Source organism: Metabacillus sp. KUDC1714 (assembly GCF_014217835.1).
Lineage (GTDB): Bacteria > Bacillota > Bacilli > Bacillales > Bacillaceae > Metabacillus > Metabacillus rhizosphaerae.
Genome location: NZ_CP055263.1, coordinates 2,939,593 through 2,960,499 on the forward strand (window position 1 = coordinate 2,939,593; position 20,907 = coordinate 2,960,499).

22 protein-coding genes and 1 riboswitch are annotated in these 20,907 nt (G+C 36.5%); of the genes, 16 read left to right on the forward strand and 6 right to left on the reverse strand.

Annotation, left to right across the window (positions count from 1 at the left end; translation table 11 throughout):
• Positions 1-283 precede the first annotated feature (283 nt).
• The 5 genes from HUW50_RS14000 (at position 284) to HUW50_RS14020 (ending at position 2,612) form a co-directional block, all read left to right on the forward strand.
• The gene (locus HUW50_RS14000) at positions 284-976 is read left to right on the forward strand and encodes a DUF421 domain-containing protein (protein ID WP_066323518.1); all 693 of its coding nucleotides are present in this window, start codon (positions 284-286) and stop codon (positions 974-976) included.
• Positions 977-991: 15 nt separating this feature from the next.
• Entirely contained in the window at positions 992-1,204 is a 213-nt protein-coding gene (locus tag HUW50_RS14005) for a hypothetical protein (RefSeq protein WP_066323520.1), read from the forward strand.
• A gap of 82 nt (positions 1,205-1,286) precedes the next feature.
• The gene (locus tag HUW50_RS14010) at positions 1,287-1,412 is read left to right on the forward strand and encodes a YjcZ family sporulation protein (protein ID WP_026561090.1); all 126 of its coding nucleotides are present in this window, start codon (positions 1,287-1,289) and stop codon (positions 1,410-1,412) included.
• Positions 1,413-1,541: 129 nt separating this feature from the next.
• Positions 1,542-1,796, forward strand: coding sequence for a sporulation-specific transcription regulator SpoVIF (locus HUW50_RS14015; protein ID WP_066323523.1), 255 nt, complete (start codon positions 1,542-1,544; stop codon positions 1,794-1,796).
• Between the two features lie 159 nt (positions 1,797-1,955).
• Complete coding sequence (locus tag HUW50_RS14020; protein WP_185652939.1) at positions 1,956-2,612, forward strand: GTP pyrophosphokinase; 657 nt, start codon at positions 1,956-1,958, stop codon at positions 2,610-2,612.
• A 226-nt stretch (positions 2,613-2,838) separates the two neighbouring features.
• On the opposite strand, the gene HUW50_RS14025 is transcribed toward HUW50_RS14020, so the two are convergent.
• Positions 2,839-5,118, reverse strand: a complete 2,280-nt coding sequence (locus tag HUW50_RS14025; protein ID WP_185652940.1) for an ATP-dependent helicase — start codon at positions 5,116-5,118, stop codon at positions 2,839-2,841.
• A gap of 177 nt (positions 5,119-5,295) precedes the next feature.
• On the opposite strand from HUW50_RS14025, the gene HUW50_RS14030 reads away from it, so the two are divergent.
• The gene (locus HUW50_RS14030; RefSeq protein WP_066323545.1) at positions 5,296-5,523 is read left to right on the forward strand and encodes a hypothetical protein; all 228 of its coding nucleotides are present in this window, start codon (positions 5,296-5,298) and stop codon (positions 5,521-5,523) included.
• Between the two features lie 70 nt (positions 5,524-5,593).
• Here HUW50_RS14030 and HUW50_RS14035 read toward each other — a convergent pair whose 3' ends face one another.
• A complete protein-coding gene (locus HUW50_RS14035; protein ID WP_066323549.1) occupies positions 5,594-6,268 on the reverse strand; it encodes a YetF domain-containing protein in 675 nt (224 codons plus the stop codon).
• Between the two features lie 154 nt (positions 6,269-6,422).
• On the opposite strand from HUW50_RS14035, the gene HUW50_RS14040 reads away from it, so the two are divergent.
• A complete protein-coding gene (locus HUW50_RS14040; protein ID WP_066323555.1) occupies positions 6,423-7,439 on the forward strand; it encodes a DUF3231 family protein in 1,017 nt (338 codons plus the stop codon).
• A gap of 62 nt (positions 7,440-7,501) precedes the next feature.
• On the opposite strand, the gene HUW50_RS14045 is transcribed toward HUW50_RS14040, so the two are convergent.
• From HUW50_RS14045 to HUW50_RS14055, 3 genes are all read right to left on the reverse strand, one after another.
• Complete coding sequence (locus HUW50_RS14045; RefSeq protein ID WP_066323560.1) at positions 7,502-7,927, reverse strand: GNAT family N-acetyltransferase; 426 nt, start codon at positions 7,925-7,927, stop codon at positions 7,502-7,504.
• Positions 7,928-8,446: a YjcG family protein gene (locus tag HUW50_RS14050; protein ID WP_066323565.1), complete on the reverse strand. Its 519-nt coding sequence runs from the start codon at positions 8,444-8,446 to the stop codon at positions 7,928-7,930. It abuts the gene before it with no gap.
• Positions 8,447-8,528: 82 nt separating this feature from the next.
• Positions 8,529-9,254 carry an alpha/beta hydrolase gene (locus tag HUW50_RS14055; RefSeq protein WP_066323567.1) on the reverse strand — a complete coding sequence of 242 codons (726 nt, stop codon included), beginning with the start codon at positions 9,252-9,254 and terminating at the stop codon, positions 8,529-8,531.
• Between the two features lie 328 nt (positions 9,255-9,582).
• On the opposite strand from HUW50_RS14055, the gene HUW50_RS14060 reads away from it, so the two are divergent.
• The 6 genes from HUW50_RS14060 (at position 9,583) to metC (ending at position 15,724) form a co-directional block, all read left to right on the forward strand.
• Positions 9,583-10,371, forward strand: a complete 789-nt coding sequence (locus HUW50_RS14060; protein ID WP_066323570.1) for an ABC transporter ATP-binding protein — start codon at positions 9,583-9,585, stop codon at positions 10,369-10,371.
• The gene (locus HUW50_RS14065; RefSeq protein ID WP_066323573.1) at positions 10,355-11,110 is read left to right on the forward strand and encodes an ABC transporter permease; all 756 of its coding nucleotides are present in this window, start codon (positions 10,355-10,357) and stop codon (positions 11,108-11,110) included. The genes HUW50_RS14060 and HUW50_RS14065 overlap by 17 nt, the downstream gene beginning before the upstream one ends.
• Positions 11,111-11,259: 149 nt before the next feature.
• Positions 11,260-12,267: an aliphatic sulfonate ABC transporter substrate-binding protein gene (locus tag HUW50_RS14070; RefSeq protein ID WP_066323580.1), complete on the forward strand. Its 1,008-nt coding sequence runs from the start codon at positions 11,260-11,262 to the stop codon at positions 12,265-12,267.
• A gap of 9 nt (positions 12,268-12,276) precedes the next feature.
• On the forward strand, positions 12,277-12,852 hold the full coding sequence (locus HUW50_RS14075) for an SCO family protein (protein WP_185652941.1): 576 nt from the start codon (positions 12,277-12,279) through the stop codon (positions 12,850-12,852).
• 69 nt (positions 12,853-12,921) lie between these two features.
• A riboswitch (SAM riboswitch) is annotated at positions 12,922-13,022 on the forward strand.
• A 406-nt stretch (positions 13,023-13,428) separates the two neighbouring features.
• Positions 13,429-14,553 carry a methionine biosynthesis PLP-dependent protein gene (locus HUW50_RS14080; RefSeq protein ID WP_066323586.1) on the forward strand — a complete coding sequence of 375 codons (1,125 nt, stop codon included), beginning with the start codon at positions 13,429-13,431 and terminating at the stop codon, positions 14,551-14,553.
• Positions 14,540-15,724 carry a cystathionine beta-lyase gene (metC, locus tag HUW50_RS14085; protein WP_066323589.1) on the forward strand — a complete coding sequence of 395 codons (1,185 nt, stop codon included), beginning with the start codon at positions 14,540-14,542 and terminating at the stop codon, positions 15,722-15,724. Before HUW50_RS14080 ends, metC begins: the two co-directional genes overlap by 14 nt.
• 635 nt (positions 15,725-16,359) lie before the next feature.
• On the opposite strand, the gene HUW50_RS14090 is transcribed toward metC, so the two are convergent.
• A complete protein-coding gene (locus HUW50_RS14090; protein ID WP_066323594.1) occupies positions 16,360-16,797 on the reverse strand; it encodes a GNAT family N-acetyltransferase in 438 nt (145 codons plus the stop codon).
• Positions 16,798-17,163: 366 nt separating this feature from the next.
• Between HUW50_RS14090 and HUW50_RS14095 the strand changes: the two genes are divergently transcribed.
• From HUW50_RS14095 to HUW50_RS14105, 3 genes are all read left to right on the forward strand, one after another.
• Positions 17,164-18,162, forward strand: a complete 999-nt coding sequence (locus tag HUW50_RS14095) for a TAXI family TRAP transporter solute-binding subunit (RefSeq protein ID WP_066323601.1) — start codon at positions 17,164-17,166, stop codon at positions 18,160-18,162.
• A gap of 93 nt (positions 18,163-18,255) precedes the next feature.
• Positions 18,256-18,774, forward strand: a complete 519-nt coding sequence (locus tag HUW50_RS14100) for a DUF1850 domain-containing protein (protein ID WP_066323609.1) — start codon at positions 18,256-18,258, stop codon at positions 18,772-18,774.
• Positions 18,767-20,743: a TRAP transporter permease gene (locus tag HUW50_RS14105; protein WP_066323616.1), complete on the forward strand. Its 1,977-nt coding sequence runs from the start codon at positions 18,767-18,769 to the stop codon at positions 20,741-20,743. Before HUW50_RS14100 ends, HUW50_RS14105 begins: the two co-directional genes overlap by 8 nt.
• Positions 20,744-20,907 lie beyond the last annotated feature (164 nt).

Consider the following 20,907-nt stretch of genomic DNA (forward strand, 5'->3'; position numbering starts at 1 on the left):
ACCATTTATTATATGTAGAACAAAATATTGGGGAACAAAGATTATTATATCTTCATCTTTTTAAAGCTAGAGGACATAGGGGAAATCCTTCTCCTTTAACTAAGTGTAACAAAGAGTATCCAAGGGACTGACTTAAAGGTCAATTCCCTTATTAATATTTGGTAGCAAACGAATTAAGGTATGCCTTTCAAATTTATAAAACATTATATATTTTTACATAAAGAGACATCGGATGTTTCATACTAAATGATACGTAATCATGAATGTTTGAAGGAGAAGGTTTATGCCGAGTTGGATTGAGGTAATCATTCGTTCGACCCTACTAATTTTAGGGCTTTTTTTCATTACTAAGCTTTTGGGGAAAAAGCAGTTATCGAAGCTGTCTTTTTTTGAATATATTTTAGGAATTACAGTAGGTGATATTGCTGGAACACTCTCAATGGATATTGAATTACATGTAATAAATGGTGTAGTCTCAATTCTTATCTGGACGTTATTTCCAATTATTATTTCGATCTTTTCATTAAAAAGTAAAAAATTTCGAGACATTGTTGAAGGAAAGGCAACGACATTTATCCAAGATGGGAAAATACTGGAGGAAAATCTCAGGAATGAAAAATATAGTACAGATGAATTACTTGAACAACTTCGCAAAAGAGATGTTTTTAACGTTTCAGATGTCGAGTTTGCTATTCTTGAAACAAATGGTGAATTAAGTGTCCTGTTAAAAAAAGAAATGCAAGCTGTGAAATGGGGAGATCTCTTTCCAGATGGTTCCTCTGATAAGGTCCCACTAACAGTAATTATGGACGGAACTTATCTAAATGAGACAATATATAGTGCGGGATATAGTATAGATTGGATAAGAAATAAGCTAAAACTTAAATGTGCAAATGTAGAAGATGTCTTTTTAGGTCAGGTTGATTCGTCTGGGAATTTATATTTAGATTACTATGATGACGACAAGCAACAGTAGAGAGTGGGGGAAAGTATGAGTTTACTTGAAAAAATGTTTAGTGAGGTATTGGAAAGAAATTATCGCCAGCATGATAGGATTCAAAGGAATGAAGATGAAAGACTTCGCAAAATACAGATTGGCTTGAAGCAGATTGACGAGCTTGCTGAGTCATTTGAACAAAGGATGGACCTGGCTGCTTCTGAAATGGAACAAATGATATTAAAAAATAATAAGATAGAAAAATAATTCACCATAAAAAACGTCCAAACAAAACCTCTTCTTTCATCATATAGTGTAGGGATGATAGCAAAGAGGAGGTGCTTAGCACATGGGTTACGGTTACGGTGGTGGTAACTATGGTTATGGTGGTGGCGGTTATTACGGCAGCACATTTGTGTTAATTGTTGTATTGTTCATCTTATTAATCATTGTAGGTGCATCTTTCTATAACTAATGTTATAGCCAATTAAGTGTGTTGGAAGTACGAGCAATCTTTGCTCGTACTTTCTTTTTTCCAAGAGATTGTTATCACATTTTGCCTAGAAGGTCATAGGATATATCATGAATTAAGGAGGCTTAGAAAATGGATAATAAATTTTTCAAAAACCTTGAGAATAAAACAGGAGTAAACATGAATGATGTTTTTTCTTTGGCTAATTCTTTACAGGGTGCAAACTTTAAAGATGAAAAAACTGTCCGAAATGTGATCCAACGAGTTTCTCAAATTGCCAACAAACCAGTTTCAAAGCAAATGGAAGATAAAATTGTTAATTCCATTGTCAATGGTAATGAAAAGTTAGATTTTAATACAATTTCAAAAATGATAAACAAAAAGTAACCACATATTAATTGTGTTGTTGACCAGCTAAATCAACCTGATTAGCTGGTTTTTTGCTGAAATCATTCTAATAGTGTTAAACCCTTCCACCTTATTTTCATCTGAATTTCACTAATCTATTCTATCGTTAAAGGGAATAAAAAAGAGGTGATCATAAAATTGAGACAAGTTAGGACTGGGTTAGAAGAATGGAGAAATTTCTTATTAATCTATAAATTTGCATTGGATGAAATCAATACGAAATTGAAAATCCTTAATGAGGAGTTTAAATTTGTACATCAGCATAATCCAATTGAACATATTAAATCTAGAATAAAAGATCCAGCAAGTATAATAAGAAAGCTGCAAAGGAAGGGTCTTACTTTGACGAAAGAAAAAGCGGTGAAACATATTCATGACCTTGCTGGTGTACGGATCATCTGCGCATTTGTATCTGATATTTATAAGATTTATGACATGATTTCTGGTCAAGATGATATTACAATTTTAAAAGTAAAGGATTATCTTAAGGAACCAAAGCCAAATGGATATAAAAGTCTACACTTACTGGTTGAAATTCCTGTTTTTTTATCAAATCTAACTGAACAAGTTAAAGTTGAAATCCAAATTCGCACAATCGCAATGGATTTTTGGGCAAGCCTAGAACATAAAATTTATTATAAATATGATAAATCAGTACCTGTGCATGTAAAAGATGAACTAAAAGAAGCTGCGGAAATGGCCCAGTTTTTGGATCATAAAATGAAGAGGATTCACGATGAAATGATGGTGTATAAAGTGAAGGAGAAACTAGAGATAACTCGAGTTATTATCTAGGGGATTTTTTACAAAAGGCTGTATTCGCAAATTTGTGCTATATAACAAGTATGGGGAATGGTTGACTTCCGCTTCAGGATGCTCGCTCCAATAAACCTAAAATTGTTTTTGTTCAAGAAACTATTTAAAAAACAACAATCTTCTAGAAAAGAGCCTTACAAAAAATGCTTAGTAAAGTGAGGTTCTACTAAGCATTTCTTATAATTTATTAGGCTAGCGTAAATTTTTAAAATAAAGTCTTAAGAAACCTTGAAGCTACAGCTTTTCTTCCTCGTCTTTTAGAAGGAGTCGAGATGAATAAATGTTCTTTTGCACGTGTCATCGCTACATATAGTAAGCGACGTTCCTCCTCTAGGAATTCATAGTTTCCTTTTCTAGCAGACTCTAGTGCAAAATCATGAGGAATAGAGCCATCTACAGCCCCTACGATATATACATATTTATACTCTAGACCTTTTGATCGATGAATCGTCATAAGCTGAACACCAGCTTCGGTTGCCTGTTTTTGTCCTTTTAATGCTTTTTGAGTTAAGGTCATATGATCAGTATGTTGAAGAAATTCTGTAACAGTAGAAAATTTCTTCGCGACTACTTTTAAATCGTTAAGATCATCCGAACCTTTGTCGATTGTATTGCCTTCATTACCTAGTTTTTTAAGATAGTCATTGAAACCAAGTTCTTTTTCGATGGTTTGAATTGCGCTAGCAGGCTTATCTTTTGTCAAAGCGCTGATTTTTGGAACAATTTTTTTGAGCTTTGCCATTTGAAATGCATGAAGCCCATTTAAATATAATAAAGCATCAACAAGTGAGCAATCATGAAGAATGGATAAGGCCTTCACATCATTAAGAACAGATTGTTTTAAAAATAAAGCGCGAATTAGTTCGGTTAATGCCGATGAATCATCAGGATCGACACTAAGTCGTAAGTAACTTAGAACACCACGAACCATTTTTCGTTCATAGAATGAACTCTGCTCTTTTTCAATGACGAATGGGATACTTGATTGAACAAATCGTTCAAAAACTGCTCGTCCGCCAGTATGTGTTCGGTATAAAATCACAAACTCTTTAGGCAATGCACCAGCTTCAATTTTTTCTTTAATATCATTGACAATCAAGGTTGCTTCTTCTTCTTCATCATATGGAGAAAAACAAACAGGTAATTGATCTGTCTGGAATTGAGCGTACATCTTTTTGCTTAAGCGCTGTTTATTTTTCGAAATCACTTCATTTGCAGAGGAAACAATATGATGATCTGATCGATAATTTGAGGAAAGCGTAATAATAGTAGCTTCAGGGTATTCCTCTTTAAAATTCAGAATAAAGGATGGCTCGCTTCCTCTGAAGCTATAAATTGTTTGATCATCATCGCCAACACCGCATATATTATTTGTATGATTGGATAATAGCTTAATAAGCTTATATTGAACTGGATTGATATCCTGAAATTCATCGATTAGAAAATAGCGAAATCGCTTCTGATAGGCTTCTAGTACACTAGGATTTTCTCTTAACATTTCATAGCATTTTACTAGCATATCATCGAAATCGAATTGGCCACGCTCACGCTTTTGCTCTTCATAATAATTGTAGAGAGATAATGCCTTTTCTTCCCACTCATCAGCAGGATGGATATCGGTAGGAGTTTTCATCGTATTTTTCCAATACCCGATTTGTTGGATCGCTTGGTCAAAAGGAAAATCCTTTTCATCAATACCCATTTCTCTGCATGCTTGTTTAAGGTAGCTTTCCTTTTGCCAATCCCATTTTAGTAAATGCTGTCCATTCCACTTTTCTCTGTTGTCATGAAGTAGCATTTTGTAAAAGATACTGTGGAAGGTTCCAATGACAAGCTGGTTTAGTTGGTTTGCTGTTAGCCTTGTGTGCTTGATAAGGCGTTCATGCATTTCTCGTGCTGCTTTTGCTGTAAAGGTAACAAGCATCATTGAGGTTGGATCAATTGCTTTTTCTTCCATCATATATAGCGCCCTTGTTGTAAGGACACGCGTTTTTCCACTTCCTGCACCAGCTAGGATTAGAAGTGGCCCCTCTATTGTCGTTACAGCTTCTTTTTGTTCAACATCGAGAGGAATCCCGAGTAGTGATGAAGGTGTTTTGCTTTTGAGTGTGAAAGGTGTTCGCCCTTTTAGAACCTGTGGCTCTTGCCATTCTGTTACAGTGGGCTTTTCAAGTGTTGCAATCGACCTAGATTTAGGAATTCGAAAACCGTTTTGTTCAGAATATTCGCATTCTAAGTTAGGTTGTTGTGTTGAAATCGATTGAATAGGAGGACTGCTAACGATATCCGTACACCTTAGGTTATCTTCTTTGTTCGTGTGGTAGAAAAAGGGTGGCTTGTTCAATCCAAGATATAATTTAACTGGCAACCCACAAGCTTTGCAACTTACGTTGTCTTTAAGGCTAGCTTCATAGATACGCTGATAATCTTCTCGAGGCAAATTTTCTAAAGATAGATCAAATTCATTCATTTTTGCAACTTTCATGGTGATCCTCCTCCCATAAAGAATTATCTTCGTACGTATATGTAAATAAAGGATTATAAACAACGTTATTAAAAATAGGCGACAAAATCTATCTTAACAGAATGGATACATATCGAAAAGCTTAAGTTATTCGGTTCAAGCGAGGAAATTTGAGGAATAACGAAAGGGAGAAGAAAAATGGGTTATATTTTGCCAATTCAACAGTATACGTATATTCAATATGCGAATCGAAATGTCCCCGTTCAAAATCATTATTCACATACACTCCGACCTACCGCTGTTCAATCGGACATGAAAAAACAGAGATTTGAAGATATTTTAGATTATAAAATGAGATCAATGAAAACGAATAAAAATTCCGAATCATTTATAGTAAAAGGGAAGTATATAGACAGATATGCTTAAACTAGTTGAAATGGGTCTATTAGTAGTATAGATAAGGCTGACACAGAAAAAAGTGTCAGCCTTTACCTACTTAAAAGGATTGAACGTGCAAACCTGAACCTTCTAGCCATTCAGCGAACATGACTTCTTCAACACGAAAAATGTTGTGTTGTTTTAGCTGTTGTTCTAACCAGGTCATATTAAAACCAGCTTCTATAAGGTTGTCTTTAATGACCTTGCCATCACTAATAAAGGTGATTGGAAGATTAACTTGTTCAAGAATCACTTGTAGATCTTTTTTGGAAGGTGTTTCGTAAGGAGCTTTTTTTAATATACTGACCGTTCCATCTGTTTCAAGAACTGCGTACTCTAGCTCGCGGATAGAGAATACACCTTTGGACCTAACTAGATGCTGTAGCTGATTGACATCTAGCTTACTCTTTTTTAGACTTTCTTTTAAAATTTTCCCTTTATGAATGATAATCGTAGGCCTACCTTCTAATAAGCCTCGTGTACTACTCCACTTTTGTGTAATCATTTCCAAAATGAAAATGAGCAGTCCCCAGATTACAACCGCATAAATGATTCTGACAACTCCAACCTTATCATCAAAAATTGCATTACCGACAAGTTCTCCTAAAACTAATGCCGAAATAAAATCAAATGTAGTAATTTGGGTAATTTGTGTTTTACCTAATATTTTTGTAATTACAAAAAGTGCAATGAACCCTAAAACTAACTCAATGGAAATTTGTGCATAATGCATGTAATATAACCTCCGATATCATTAACACATGAAATAGTTTTTTCCAGTTCAGCTTTTTTTATGATCAATTATTAGAACTTTAACAAATAAATAATTTGAACCAAAATGGGTAAGAATATTTCTAACTATTTTATTTATCTTAGGAGGAAAAAACATGTCAGAGAGTCATACACAGCTTACAGCACCAGAAATTGCTTCTCTCTGGACTGCATATTTAAATACAAGTATGAGTGTATGTGTTGTAGGACATATGTTGAAACATATTGAGGATCCAGAAATAAAAAAAGCGATTCAGACTACGTATAACATATTTAATGAGAATCTAAAAATCCTTTCAGATATTTTTCAAAAGGATAATTTTGCAATACCAAACGGTTTTACAAATGATGATGTAAAAATGGATGCACCAAAGATATTTTCTGATTCATTTTGTCTTATCTATGTGAACCATATGTCGAAATTAGCGATGCTTGCGTTTAGTGGCTTCGTTTCTGTCAGTGTAAGATATGATATACGAACAATGTTTACCAATGGACTTTCTGACGTTTCAAACTTATATAATCAGACAATAGAAATTGCCCTTTCGAAAGGGATTTTTGTTAGAGCCCCTTATATAGATGTACCAGCTAAAACAGATTATATAGATAATAAGAAGTATTTAGGTGGTATAAATCCATTTACAAAGGAAAGACCGCTAAATGCAATCGAAATTTCGCATCTGTTTTTGAATATCCAAACCAATTCGATTGGAATTGGATTATGTTTAAGCTTTGCACAAACATCACAAAATAAAGATGTTCAAGAGTATATGTTAAGAGGAAAAGAAATTTCATATAAGCATGTTCAGATCTTTACATCAGCTTTAGCAGAAAGCAATCTTGTTTCACCTGGCTCGCCGAATATTAGTATTACGGATTCAACATCACAAATTTTTTCAGAGAAACTAATGATGTTTCACATGGCTCAGTTAAGTGCTGCTGGTACGGGTAACTACGCTACGGCAGCTGCGGCAAGTCAAAGATATGACCTTATTGTTAATTATGAACGTCTATCAGTTGAAATAGGTCAATTTGCAAAATCTGGAGCTGAAATCATGATAAAAAATCAGTGGCTTGAGGAGCCACCAGGAATGAAGGATCGGGAAAAATTGGCGAGAAAAGAAGAAAGCTAATGTGAAAAACGTAAAAACGAGCTTGGTTATCCAAGCTCGTTTTTAGTATGTGAAAAAGCTAATCAATTAGCATGTTTAATCATTGTAACGTGTGGGATACCAGCATCCATAAAAATATCAGATACAGTTTCATACCCTAATCGTTCATAAAATGGAATTGCGTGTGTCTGTGCATTTAACTTAAGTTTGCTGACACCTTGTTCGATTGCAATTTCTTCTAACTTGTTAACAAGTAATTTGCCAGCACCATTTTTTCTGCTGGATGAAAGAACGCAAATTCTTTCAAGTTTCCCAATCCCATCTAATACACGAAGACGAGCGGCACCAACTGGCACTTCATTGTCATATAAGACAATATGTGTAGCGTCATCTTCAAATTGATCAATTTCTTCTTCTTCGGGAACTTGTTGTTCATCAACAAATACTGTGCGTCTTACTGAATAGGCATCCTCGAGTTGGTCTTTAGTTGTAACTTGCTTAACGTTCAATTAATTGCAATCCTTTCCTAGTAAGAATGTTTCATATACGGTCCAAGATCCGTTTTCTAGTTGATATAGTAGGTGGAAGCGATCAACAACTTCCTCATGCTTCATTTCTAACATTTTAAGACTACCTAATACGTCTGAATGTTCATCATCAGATAAATTTTGTCCAATTGTAATATGTGGGACAAAAGCATATTCTGGCTGACTTTCTAGTGAGCCTGTATGAAGCTTCTCATGTAATTCTTGTAATTCTTCAGTTGGCTCGACTTTTAAATAGATTACATTATTAACCGGTGAAAAAGAACTAACCTTTTTAATCGAAATGGTTAGAGGTGCAGATTTATCAGCTATTTGACGAAGTTCCTTTGTAATCTGTTCTAAGTTCTCAACAGTCGCTTCAAAAGCTGTTTTAAGTGTTAAATGTGGTGGAACTAATGCATAATTTGTGTCATAGCGCTTACGATAAGAATTCACTAAATCTTGTAATTTTTTTGATGGAAAAAGGGCAATTCCGTAGTTCATGTCATTCCCTCCTAATCGATTCTTTTAAGGATAGTATATCAAATTTTTAAAAAGAAACATACGTACGAAATGATAGCAGTTCTTACTCAAACATTTCCCGTAAGATCGGTGTTAAAGCAGGCTGCCAGTACTTCCATGTATGGTCACCATCAAATTCCTCGTATGTATAGGAAAAACCTTTTTCAGCAATAGCTGTTTTCAACTCTCGATTTGGTGTAATAAAGTCGAGAATTTCTCCATCGGTAGTTTTAACGTTTGTTTCATTTTTCCCAATTTGATGAAAAATAGTTGGACGAGAAGGTGAAGAAAATTCTTTCACAGCCTGTAACACTGCATCATTCACATATGGTGATTGTAGGATTAGCTTTCCAAATGTGTTTGGATATGCTAAGCCAGTAAGTAATGAAACCGTTGCACCTAGTGAATCTCCAATAAGAGCTCGCCCGTAGCCTACCTGGTAGGTTGGGAATTCTTGATCAAGAAATGGCACAAGCTCATGTGCTAAAAATCGAACATAGCCTGAAAATTTTGCTCCATCTGGATGGTACTTTTCCCTGCGGTCGCCTACATCCTTATAAGGGATTCCAACAACGATAACATTTTCAATTTCTTCATTTTTCATTAAAGCTTCGACCTGTCTCCCTACACGTCCAAGCCGAAAATAATCCTGGCCATCCTGTGCAATAAGCAAGCTGTATTTATATAGTGGTGAAAAATTTTCTGGGAGATAAATTAGTAATGTTAATTCTTCCTGAAGCGCAGTTGAATAAAAAAGATGTTCCTTAATCATACCTGTTTGTTTGCTCATGTTAAACCTCCTGAGGCAGTAACGTTAACCGAGAATACACGGATAAAATAAAAAGATGTGTAACCCTTTTCTATTTTATCCTAGATTACTTGGCAATCACAACTAATGACTAATATATTGTTTCCTTTCCATTGTCCAAACGATCCTCTTCTTTTGATTATTTACTTTCATTCGATAAAGTCCTTATTATATAAAGGAAAGAAACCTGAACGTTATGAACAAATTGTGGATATCCAATTCAATCCATTGACATTTTCTCAGATCTTTATATAATAATCATATTAATCCGATAAAAAAGATGAGAATTAAAGAAAAGCAGGTGAGGGAATTGTTTTTATCAATTGAAAAGGTTACAAAACAATTTAAAAACCGTGAAAATAAAGCTGAAACTGTTTTAACTGATATAGATTTACAAGTAAAGGAAGGCGAGTTTGTTTCGATTTTAGGACCTTCGGGTTGTGGGAAATCCACTTTGCTTTCAATTGTTGCTGGGTTAACACCGCAAACTACGGGTGAACTTATTTTACAGGGAAAGCAATTAAAGGGCCCTGGTAAAGAACGAGGAATGGTTTTCCAGCAGGCTGCATTATTTCCATGGCTAACAGTAGAAGAGAATGTGATGTTTCCACTACGCAAGGAGCTATCGAAAAAAGATGCACTGGAACGAGCACATAAATATTTATCTCTCGTACAATTAAGTCCTTATGCAAAGCATTCACCACACGAGTTATCAGGTGGGATGCAGCAGCGTGTTTCGATTGCTCGTGCACTTGCAATGGATCCAGCCTTGTTACTAATGGATGAGCCATTTGGTGCATTGGATGAACAAACACGTTCAAGATTACATGAGGTGTTAGAAGAAGTTTTTCTAGAAACAAAGAAAACAATCTTGTTTGTTACACATAGTATCCATGAGGCACTTAAACTATCAGATCGCATCGTTGTTATGGGAACACAGCCAGGACGGATACTAGATGTTATTGAGCTTGACTTTCCAAGACCACGTGAACAAGCGCGTGAGGAACTCGTGAAATATGAAGACAGAATTAAGGGCTTACTTAAGTCTGAGATTGATAAAGTAATAGAAAAGGAGCAGCAGTATGCAACCAGTCGTTAAACGAATACTTTTTTACGGAATTCTGTTAGTTGTTTGGCAGGTTGCAGTGATTGTATTAGAAATATCACCTGCATTGCTGCCTGCACCAACAGATGTGTTTACATCACTTTACACAGGCTTTGCTGATTTAACACTTGTTTACGATTTAGTGGCAAGCTTTAGACGATTAGCGATAGGTTTAGCCATTGCATTAGCGCTAGGTCTTATCCTTGGTGTGTTCTTAGCTAAATCAAAAACAGCTGATGAAACATTAGGCTCACTTATCATCGCATTACAGTCTGTACCAAGTATTGTGTGGCTGCCACTTGCAATCATGTGGTTTGGCCTTAATGAAGCAGCAGTAACGTTTATTATCGTGTTAGGTGCAACCTTGGTGATGACAATCAACATGAGAACAGGTTTAAAAAATGTGCCACCACTTTATATAAAAGCGGCACAAACGATGGATTATAAAGGATTTAGCTTGTTTTGGAAGGTCATGTTTCCAGCCTCAATTCCTTATGCTGTAACAGGAACTAGATTAGCGTGGGCGTTTGCATGGAGAGCATTGATGGCCGGTGAATTATTAAGTACTGGACCAGGACTTGGTTATAAACTGAAATTCGCGTCAGATTTTGGCGATATGAGTTTAGTTATCGCGATCATGATGATGATTATGGTGATCGGAGTTATTGTCGATTTACTATTTTTCCAAAGAGTAGAAAAAAGTGTTATGAAAAAATGGGGTTTAGATAATTAAGAAAAGCGGAAGCGCCTTGATCAGCCCCGAATAGCTTAAGACGCTCATGAAATGAAGGTGTTTTTTACCTTCAATTCATGAGTGGCTTATGACTCGAGGGGCTAGGCGCTGGAGCTAGACACTAATTAAAAAGAGACGGAGGCTTAAACATGAAAAAGGGTATATTATTTGCACTTATATCGGTTTTATTAGTAGGTGTATTGGCAGCATGTGGGACGGCTAATACAGGTTCAAATGGTAGTGGAAGTGATAGTAAAAAGGAAGTAGTAATTGGTTATTTTCCTAATATTGATCACGTACCTGCGATGATCGCCAAGGAAAAAGGGTATTTTGAAGAAGCATTAGGGGAAGATGTAAAAGTAACGTATAAAACGTTTCCTGATGGAGCAGCATTTATGACTGCGTTAAAAACAGGTGATATCCATGCAGGTTTAGTTGGCCCTGGCCCTGTTATGAATAACTATGCAAATGGGGCAGATGTGAAGATTCTAGCAGGAGCATCTTCAGGTGGAACAGTTATCGTTGCATCTGAAAAAAGTGGTGTGCAATCAATTGATGATTTAACAGGTAAAACATTTATTACACCTGGTGTAGGCTGCACACATGATGTTCAAATGGAGACATTCCTTCAAGACTTTGGCATTACATCAGCACGTATTGGTGGAACATTAAAGCATGTAACTGGTAACCCAGCTCAATATGGAGCAATGTTTGAATCAGGAAAAGTTGATCTTGCTGCAGTTCCAGAACCATGGGCATCTATGCTTGTAAATGATGGAGCGAAAGTGATCGTTGATACGGATGAAATTTCTTACGGAACAACACTTCCTAATACTGTATTAGTAACAAGCGGAAAGTTAATTGAAGAAGACAAAGAACTAGTTGCAGCCATTGTAAAAGCACATGAAAAAGGTGTTAACTTTATTAATGAAAACCGTGAAGAGGCACGTGATATTGCAATTAAAGCGATCAAAGATATTACAGATCAAGAGCTTGATCCAGCAATCGTTGACAGTGCTTGGGAGCGTGTAACGTACACAACAGAAGTAAATGCAGAGGTTGTACAAGAATTTGCAAATTCTTCATTTGAGCTTAAATTTCTTAAAGAAAAACCTGAATTTAGTGATCTAATCGATACTCATTTCTTAACAAAGTAGGCGTTAATCGTGAAAAAACTTGTTTTTATCACTTTCCTTGCTGTTCTAGTGTTGGTAGGCTGTTCACAGTCTATCAACCTAGAGGAGCATTTTTCTTTAAATGGGACAGTTGAGCCTTTAGATGCTGTTAATCAAGTTGGAGAAAAAGTAAAAATGTCAGATTATGAAGATAAAGTCTGGCTTTCTACGTTCATTTTCACAAATTGTGATACTGTTTGTTCACCAATGACCGCACATATCGCAACACTTCAAGAGCAATTACAAGACGAAAAAGTAGATGTTGAGCTCGTCTCCTTTAGCATTGATCCAGAACATGACACACCTGAAGTGTTAAAGGGATTTGCAGAACAATTCGGTGCCGATTTTAAAAACTGGAACTTTCTCACTGGCTATGAACAAGCAGAAATTGAATCCTTCTCAAACACGAGCTTTCTTGTACCTGCTGCAAAGCTAGAAGGTTCAAACCAATTCGTTCACAGCACATCGATCTATCTTATGAAAGGCAACACGATACTCGAACAATATGAAGGTGTGTCAGAAGTACCGAATGAAAAAATTGTCGAAGATATCAAACTATTACAATAATTGTGTTGCAATCTCCACTCGAATCATGTAAAGTAGTAAAAAATAGTAAACCTTAAAAATTTCATACATTTCTTATCAAGAGAGGCAGAGGGACTGGCCCTATGAAGCCTCAGCAACCGGTTCAAAACGAGTGAAGATCTCGTAACCGTTGATTTGCGTATTTTTGAGAAACCTTAGGTAGTTTTTTACAGCACCGACGGATAAATCAAAATGCATCGAACAAAGCGTCCTTGTTTGTTCGAGGCATTTTGATTTATCCGTCGCAGGCTTGCAACGCAAGCCGCAAGCACTTGCGTGCTGTAAAAAACCAAACAACACTACTTATAGAGTTTCCTAAGTTCAACCCGCAAATCAACTATTTCTTAAGCTCCACCCAAGATCTTCTACAAGTGCCAAGGTGCTAAATCCAGCAAGCCACACCAGCATTATGCTTGAGAGATAAGAAGAAGCGCACTCAAATACACAGTCTTCTTCTTACCGGGGAAGGCTTTTTAATTTGTTTTGAAAGTCTAAAAATGTGCTTCCTCTCATGTGCATAATCAAGAAAAATAACCTTAACTTAGGATGGTGACAGACATGAGTCAACGAATTGAAACGAAGTTAGCGCAAATTGGAAATCGAAGTGAAAATGTTACAGGTACGGTAAATCCGCCAGTCTATTTTTCGACAGCTTATCGACATGCTGGAATCGGAGAATCAACTGGCTTTGATTATATTCGAACAGGAAATCCTACAAGACTATTAGTTGAAAAGGCCATTGCCGATTTAGAACATGGTGATCGTGGATTTGCATTCAGTTCAGGGATGGCTGCTATTCAAACGATTATGGCATTATTCCAAAGTGGTGATGAACTTATCGTATCATCTGACCTCTATGGTGGAACTTATCGTTTATTTGAAAGAGAATGGAAAAAGTACGGTTTATCATTTCAATATGATGATTTCACAAACCCAGCAGAAACAGAAAAATTAATATCTGAAAAAACAAAGGCGATATTTATCGAGACACCGACAAATCCATTAATGCAGGAAGCTGATATTAAAGAGCTTGCGACGTTAGCTAAGAAACATAATTTATTAGTGATTGTTGATAACACATTTTATACACCTGTTATTCAAACACCAATCCTTGATGGAGCTGACATTGTGATCCATAGTGCAACAAAATATTTAGGTGGACACAATGATGTGCTTGCGGGTCTAGTTGTTACAAAGGGTGAGCAATTAAGCGATGAGTTTTTCCAACATCAAAATGCGATCGGCGCGGTTTTATCACCGTTTGATTCCTGGCTCTTAATGAGAGGAATGAAGACATTATCACTTCGCATGAGACAGCATGAGCAAAACGCTCAAGCCGTTTCACAATTTTTAGAAGAACATCCAGATGTTCTCGATGTTTTATATCCAGGAAAAGGTGGAATGCTGTCATTCCGTTTGCAGGATGAAACATTGGTGAATCCATTTCTAAAAAGTCTTAAGACGATTACCTTTGCGGAAAGCTTAGGTGGAATCGAAAGCTTTATTACCTATCCTGCAACCCAAACACATATGGACATTCCATTGGAAATTAGAATGGCAAATGGTGTGTGTAATAGACTACTGCGTTTCTCAGTAGGTGTAGAACATGCTGAGGATATTATCGAAGATTTAGCTCAGAGCTTTAAACAAATGAAGGGGGCTGAAGCAATTGAGCAATCATGATTGGTCGTTTCAAACAAAACTTTTGCATAATGAGTCAAAGGTAGATAGAGGTACAGGAGCAGTTAGTGTTCCAATTCACCATTCATCAACTTTCCATCAATTTGATATAGATGAATTTGGGAAATATGATTATGCGCGTTCTGGTAACCCTACAAGAGAAGCGTTGGAGCAAGCGATCGCAGAATTAGAGGGTGGAACAAAAGGCTTGGCATTTTCTTCAGGAATGGCTGCTATTTCAACAGCATTCCTGCTTCTTTCCCAAGGTGATCATGTCCTTGTGACTGAGGACGTATATGGTGGAACCTTTCGAATCATAACAGATGTTCTAACTAGATTCGGGATTGAGCACACTTTTGTTGATATGACAGATCTTCATCAAGTAGCATCAAAGATTCGTCCGAATACTAAAGTAATCTACATGGAAACACCTTCAAATCCGTTGTTGAAAGTTACAGACATTCGAGGAATTGTGAACCTTGCGAAGGCAAATAACTGTCTAACGTTTTTAGATAATACATTTTTGACACCAGAGCTACAAAGACCTTTAGAGTTAGGTGTAGATATTGTGTTACACAGTGCGACAAAGTTTTTAGCAGGTCATAGTGATGTCCTTGCAGGTCTTGCTGTTGTGAGGGATACTGAATTAGGTGATCGCCTATACAAACTGCAAAATGCATTTGGAGCAGTACTAGGTGTTCAAGATGCTTGGCTTGTGTTAAGAGGATTAAAAACATTACATGTTCGTTTGAAGCAATCCTCTGAATCAGCTCTGAAAATTGCTGAGTTTCTAAGTGAACATCCTAAGGTTGTAGAAGTCTATTATCCTGGATTAAGCTTTCATCCAGGACATGAAACTCAACGATACCAAGCAGATGGAGCAGGTGCCGTTCTTTCATTCAAGCTTGCTGATGGTGAAGCAGTGAAGACGCTTGTTCAACAAGTTAAACTGCCGGTTTTTGCAGTAAGTTTAGGTGCGGTTGAATCAATTTTATCCTACCCTGCAAAAATGTCACATGCAGCAATGCCTCCAGAGGAACGTGAAAAACGAGGAATTTCAGATGGATTACTTAGATTAAGTGTCGGCTTAGAAAATGTTAATGACCTAATTAAAGATTTTTCTGAAGCATTAGAGAAGCTACCACAAGTTAATAAGAAAGAAAGTGTTCGTTAGGACTGATCCTTTTGGGTCAGTTTCTTTTGTTGTCCAGGAAATTATAAAATTCGTTGAACTGTGGATAAGAGCACGACATCCAGCTCCAGCGCTTAGCCCCTCTAGGGTCTAGCTTATTTAGAATTGAAGGCAAAGGACGCCTTCTATTCTAAAACATCTTATTTGCCTGGGGCTGATCATGGCGCCCTGTGCTTTTGTTCATAGAGAAGATAATCTCCAAAATTATAGTCCTATTCATTTTTATTATCGAAGGGATCTCATTTATCATCCGCCGATTAAAATTCATAAAACTCGTCTTGATCAAATGATCTTTGTCTCACTGAATTTTTTGTTTGTGTTAAGTACATTTTTGCTTATTTACTATCGATTTGCATAATTTAGAAAGGCTGACTCGCCAAACTTTGTTGCTTTTAAAATAGTATTGGGTTGGTTGATTGGCACTCCAGGATGCTCGCTTTCCGTGGGGCGGGCGATGAGCCTCTTCAGCGCGAAGCGCCTGCGGGGTCTCATCTGTCCCGCTACTCCCACAGGAGTTTCGCACTTTCCGCACCAATCAACCTAATCAGTTTTGTTCAAAAACAACAATCTTTTAGAAAAGAGCCTTTAAAAAAGACTCGGAACAAGTTGTTCCGAGTCTAAATTTTTTTATACATTAATTTGTGTGGGCCGATCGGTTCGATCGTAAACACTTCACCAAATTCATGTAGACCCAATTTTTTATAATAATCACTCACTGAAATCCGCGCATTACACCACCATATTTCAACATTCTTTTCCTTTAGTAATTCTTCACCATGTAATAGGATAGAACTACCTGCTTTTAGTTTGCGGTGATCTTGTAGTGTGGCCATTCCTCTAAGGCGAAATTGAAGTTCTTCATCAAAACATGGATGCTTTTCTTTGTGAAAAGAGGCGATACTAATTAACGTCTCTCTAAAAAATGCTCCTAAGTGAAATGAGTCTTTTTGATGATCATTCTCATATTTGCAAGCTTCAATCGATTGATTTGGACGTAAAACTTTATGTCTTATTAGATATGTATCTTCTGGGTTAATTTGTCTAATTTCTAACATCTAATTCCCCCTACCTATTCTGCTAAAATTATACATAATTATTTTCATTATTAAAAATACGGAAAACTTTTGAAAGCATATAAGAAATTCTTATTGGTGCTATCTTGATGTTTTATATAAGATTTTTATTAAGAATCCATTTAGTTAATCTATTTCCTTACCACTCTATGCATGTACTGAAACTCTAAAACATATATACTTAAATAAGTAAGCTATTACTTGGAAATCGTTAGAAAAACGATTGAAATAGAAGAGTATGACTTAGGATATACAGATTTCAGAATCTTCACAATTAACAATTTTGTTGTTTTTTATGTTAATATAAACTTGTATAATTTTACACAAAATTACAGAGGGGGAAAATTTATGAAGAAAATTCGTAGTAGCTTTTTATTTGTAATGATGTTAATACTTACGATGATTATTGCTGCATGTGGGAATGCTGGTAATGAAGATGTTGCTGGTGATGAAGGTGGAAATAGCAGCGGTGAAAAGCAAAACTTAAGTCTTCTAACTGGGGGAACAGGAGGTACATATTATCCACTTGGTGGACAAATTGGAAAAATTATCTCTGATAACACAGACGCGAATATTACACCGCAAACATCAGGTGCTTCTGCTGAAAACATGGAAACTCTAAGAGCAGGAGAGGCGGAGATTGCCTTTTCACAAACTGATATCGCAGCATATGCAATTGAAGGAAAAGAGATGTTCGAAGGTGACCCAATTGACAATATTCAAGCAATCGGTTCTATTTATCCAGAAACGGTACAGCTTGTAACTACAGAGAAAAGCGGAATTAAATCTGTTGAAGACCTAAAAGGAAAATCAGTTTCAGTAGGTGCTCCTGGATCAGGAGCATATATAAATGCCATGCAAATTCTAGAAATTTATGGTTTAACCAAAGAAGATATTAAAGCACAAAATCTTTCATTTGACGAGTCTACAGATGGAATCCAATCAGGTAATATTGATGCAGCATTTGTTACTGCAGGAACACCAACTGGTGCAGTCGAAGCGTTATCCGCACAAAATGATGTTGTGATTATTCCAATAGCTGATGATAAAATCGATGCGCTAATTAAGCAATATCCACATTATTCGAAGGATAAAGTTGCTACTGGAACGTACAATATTGAGGCTGATGTTAATACTGTAGCCGTAAAAGCAATGCTCGTTGTCACAAATGACCTTAAAGAAGATCTAGTGTATGAGATGACAAAAGCTTTATATGAGAACACTGACAAAATTACTCATGCAAAAGGTGAGTTCATTACCCCTGAAACGGCACTAGAAGGTTTAGGTGATATGGAGTTGCATCCTGGTGCAGCAAAGTATTTTGAAGAAAAAGGAATTACACAATAAAAATTTATTAAGGAATCGATAGATCGCTTTTTGCGGTCTATCGATTTCAATTTTGAAATAAGATAGAATTCTATCTTGATCGGTGGGGTATTAATGAAGAAAAGGAAGACTATTGTTGTATTACTGTGTTTTCCTCTACTACTTTTCATCATTTTTCTTCTTTTTTTTCCTTATAAACAAGTAATTGCCTTCACATACGAAGATCAAGAGAAATTACTTGCGTATTTGTCGTTAGAAAAGGTGAAAACCTTTCAAATAAAGTATACACACTCCATTCATCTCTCAGATGTGCTTGAATCGTATCGTTTATCCGACAATCAAATCAACCAAACAGAGCTTGCATACGAGGACTTTGCTGTCGGGATGCCTTCTAATGCTGAAGGTGACGAGGTATTTGAGGAAATTGATGGTACATACTATATAAAAAATATGAGTCGTTCATTCCCTTTTATTGATTTGAGAATTGGACAAGTGAGAGCGAATCATCGATTAATCTATCAGAATAAGACATATTCATTATCTAATTATATTAAACCTGGAACATGGGTCAGAATATCGCAGAAAAAAATTACGATATGGCAACAATTGAAAGGAGTGAATATTAATGGCTGATAAAGAGGAAATTAAGTATTTAACAGAAGAAGAGCAACAGGAACTAATAGAAAAATATGATCCTGAAGCAGGGACAAGGAAACTAACTGGAATATTGGGTTACATCGCTTTTTTTGGACTTCTCGCTTTTTCATTATTTCAGCTATATACAGCAGTTTTTGGAGTGTTTACAGCACAAATTCAACGTACCGTCCATTTAGGCTTTGCATTATCTTTAATCTTTTTATTATTTCCAGGAAACAGAAAGAAAAGGCAAAAAGGGAAGTTTCAGATTACGTGGTATGATGGAATACTAGCTGTTTTAAGTATTGGTGTAGGTGCATATTGGCCATTATTCTTTGAGGATCTTGTCATGAGTGTTGGTCGTTTGACCAACTTGGACTTTGCAGTTGGCTTAATAGCAATCCTTCTAGTTTTAGAGGCTACTAGACGCGCAGTCGGTCTACCAATTATGATTATCGCGATAATCTTCGTACTTTATGGGATATTCGGGGAGTATATGCCAGGATTCTTATCCCATCGAGGGTTGAGCTTGGACAGACTAGTGCAGACCATGTTTTTTACAACAGAGGGAATTTTAGGAACACCTTTAGCTGTTTCATCAACATTTATCTTCCTATTCTTATTATTTGGTTCTTTCTTAATTCGAACAGGAGTTGGCCAATACTTTAACGATCTTTCAATCGCTATTGCAGGGAGAAGTATTGGGGGGCCCGCAAAGGTCGCTATCTTTTCTAGTGCCCTTCAAGGAACAATTAGTGGGAGCTCCGTAGCCAATGTTGTAACATCGGGGGCTTTTACGATCCCGATGATGAAAAAATTAGGCTATAAGAAGGAATTTGCTGGAGCAGTAGAAGCATCAGCCTCAACTGGGGGACAATTAATGCCACCAATTATGGGGGCTGCAGCATTTCTAATGGTTGAATTTATTGGAAACGGGATTACCTATTGGGACATAGCTAAAGCTGCAGCAATTCCAGCGATTCTTTACTTCGCAGGAATTTGGATTATGACGCATTTTGAGGCAAAACGACTTGGATTACGCGGTTTAACAAAAGATGAAATGCCAAGTCGAAAAGAAGTGTTTGGAAAGATTTATTTATTAATTCCAATCTTGGCAATTGTTTTGTTACTTATGTCGAACATTACGGTGACACATGCTGCTCTGTATTCAATTCTAATTTCAATCGTGGTTGGATTTATTAATAAAGCGGCGCGTATGAAATTCATCGATATTATTTATGCATTAGTTGATGGAGCACGTACTGCACTGGCTGTAGCAGCAGCTACAGCCGCAGCAGGAATCATTGTCGGAATCGTAACGAAAACAGGTTTAGGTCTAAAGCTAGCAAATGGTTTAATTGAATTGTCAGGGGGATATCTAATTCCAACACTTATGCTGACAATGGTGGCAGCTCTCATTCTTGGAATGGGCTCACCAACAACAGCAAACTATGTTATTACATCGACAATCGCTGCACCAGCAATGATTTTATTAGGTGTTCCTGATTTACCAGCCCATTTATTTGTTTTCTATTTTGGGATAATTGCAGATATTACACCACCAGTTGCATTAGCGGCATTTGCAGCCGCAGGTGTTTCAGGAGGCGAGCCGATACGCACGGGAATTGAATCATCAAAACTCGCGATCGCAGCGTTTATCATTCCATACATTTTTGTTCTCTCACCAGAACTACTCATGATTGATACAACATGGTTGGAAGTCATTTGGGTTGTTTTTACAGCTATGGTTGGAATGATCGCAATTGGCGCAGGTGTTATTGGATATTGGATGAGGGGCATGCACTGGTTGGAAAGAATCATTGCTGTTATTGTTGGCTTGCTATTAATTTATCCTGAGAGCATATCAGATATCACAGGAATCATCATGTTTGTGGTGTTACTAACTTTACAATATGTGTGGAAACGTAATAATAATAGTAAACCTAAAATATCAGCTCAAGCATAATGTCAAATAAACCTGATCCTCGACATGAGGTATTCAGGTTTATTTATTTTCTGGGAAATAAGTCGAATGGTGAGAATTGTGTAGATTTAAAACGGGTACTGTAGTCGTAATTAGGAGATTCATTTTTTAATTGCTATATTGACTTTTATTGATCTTTTGAATAT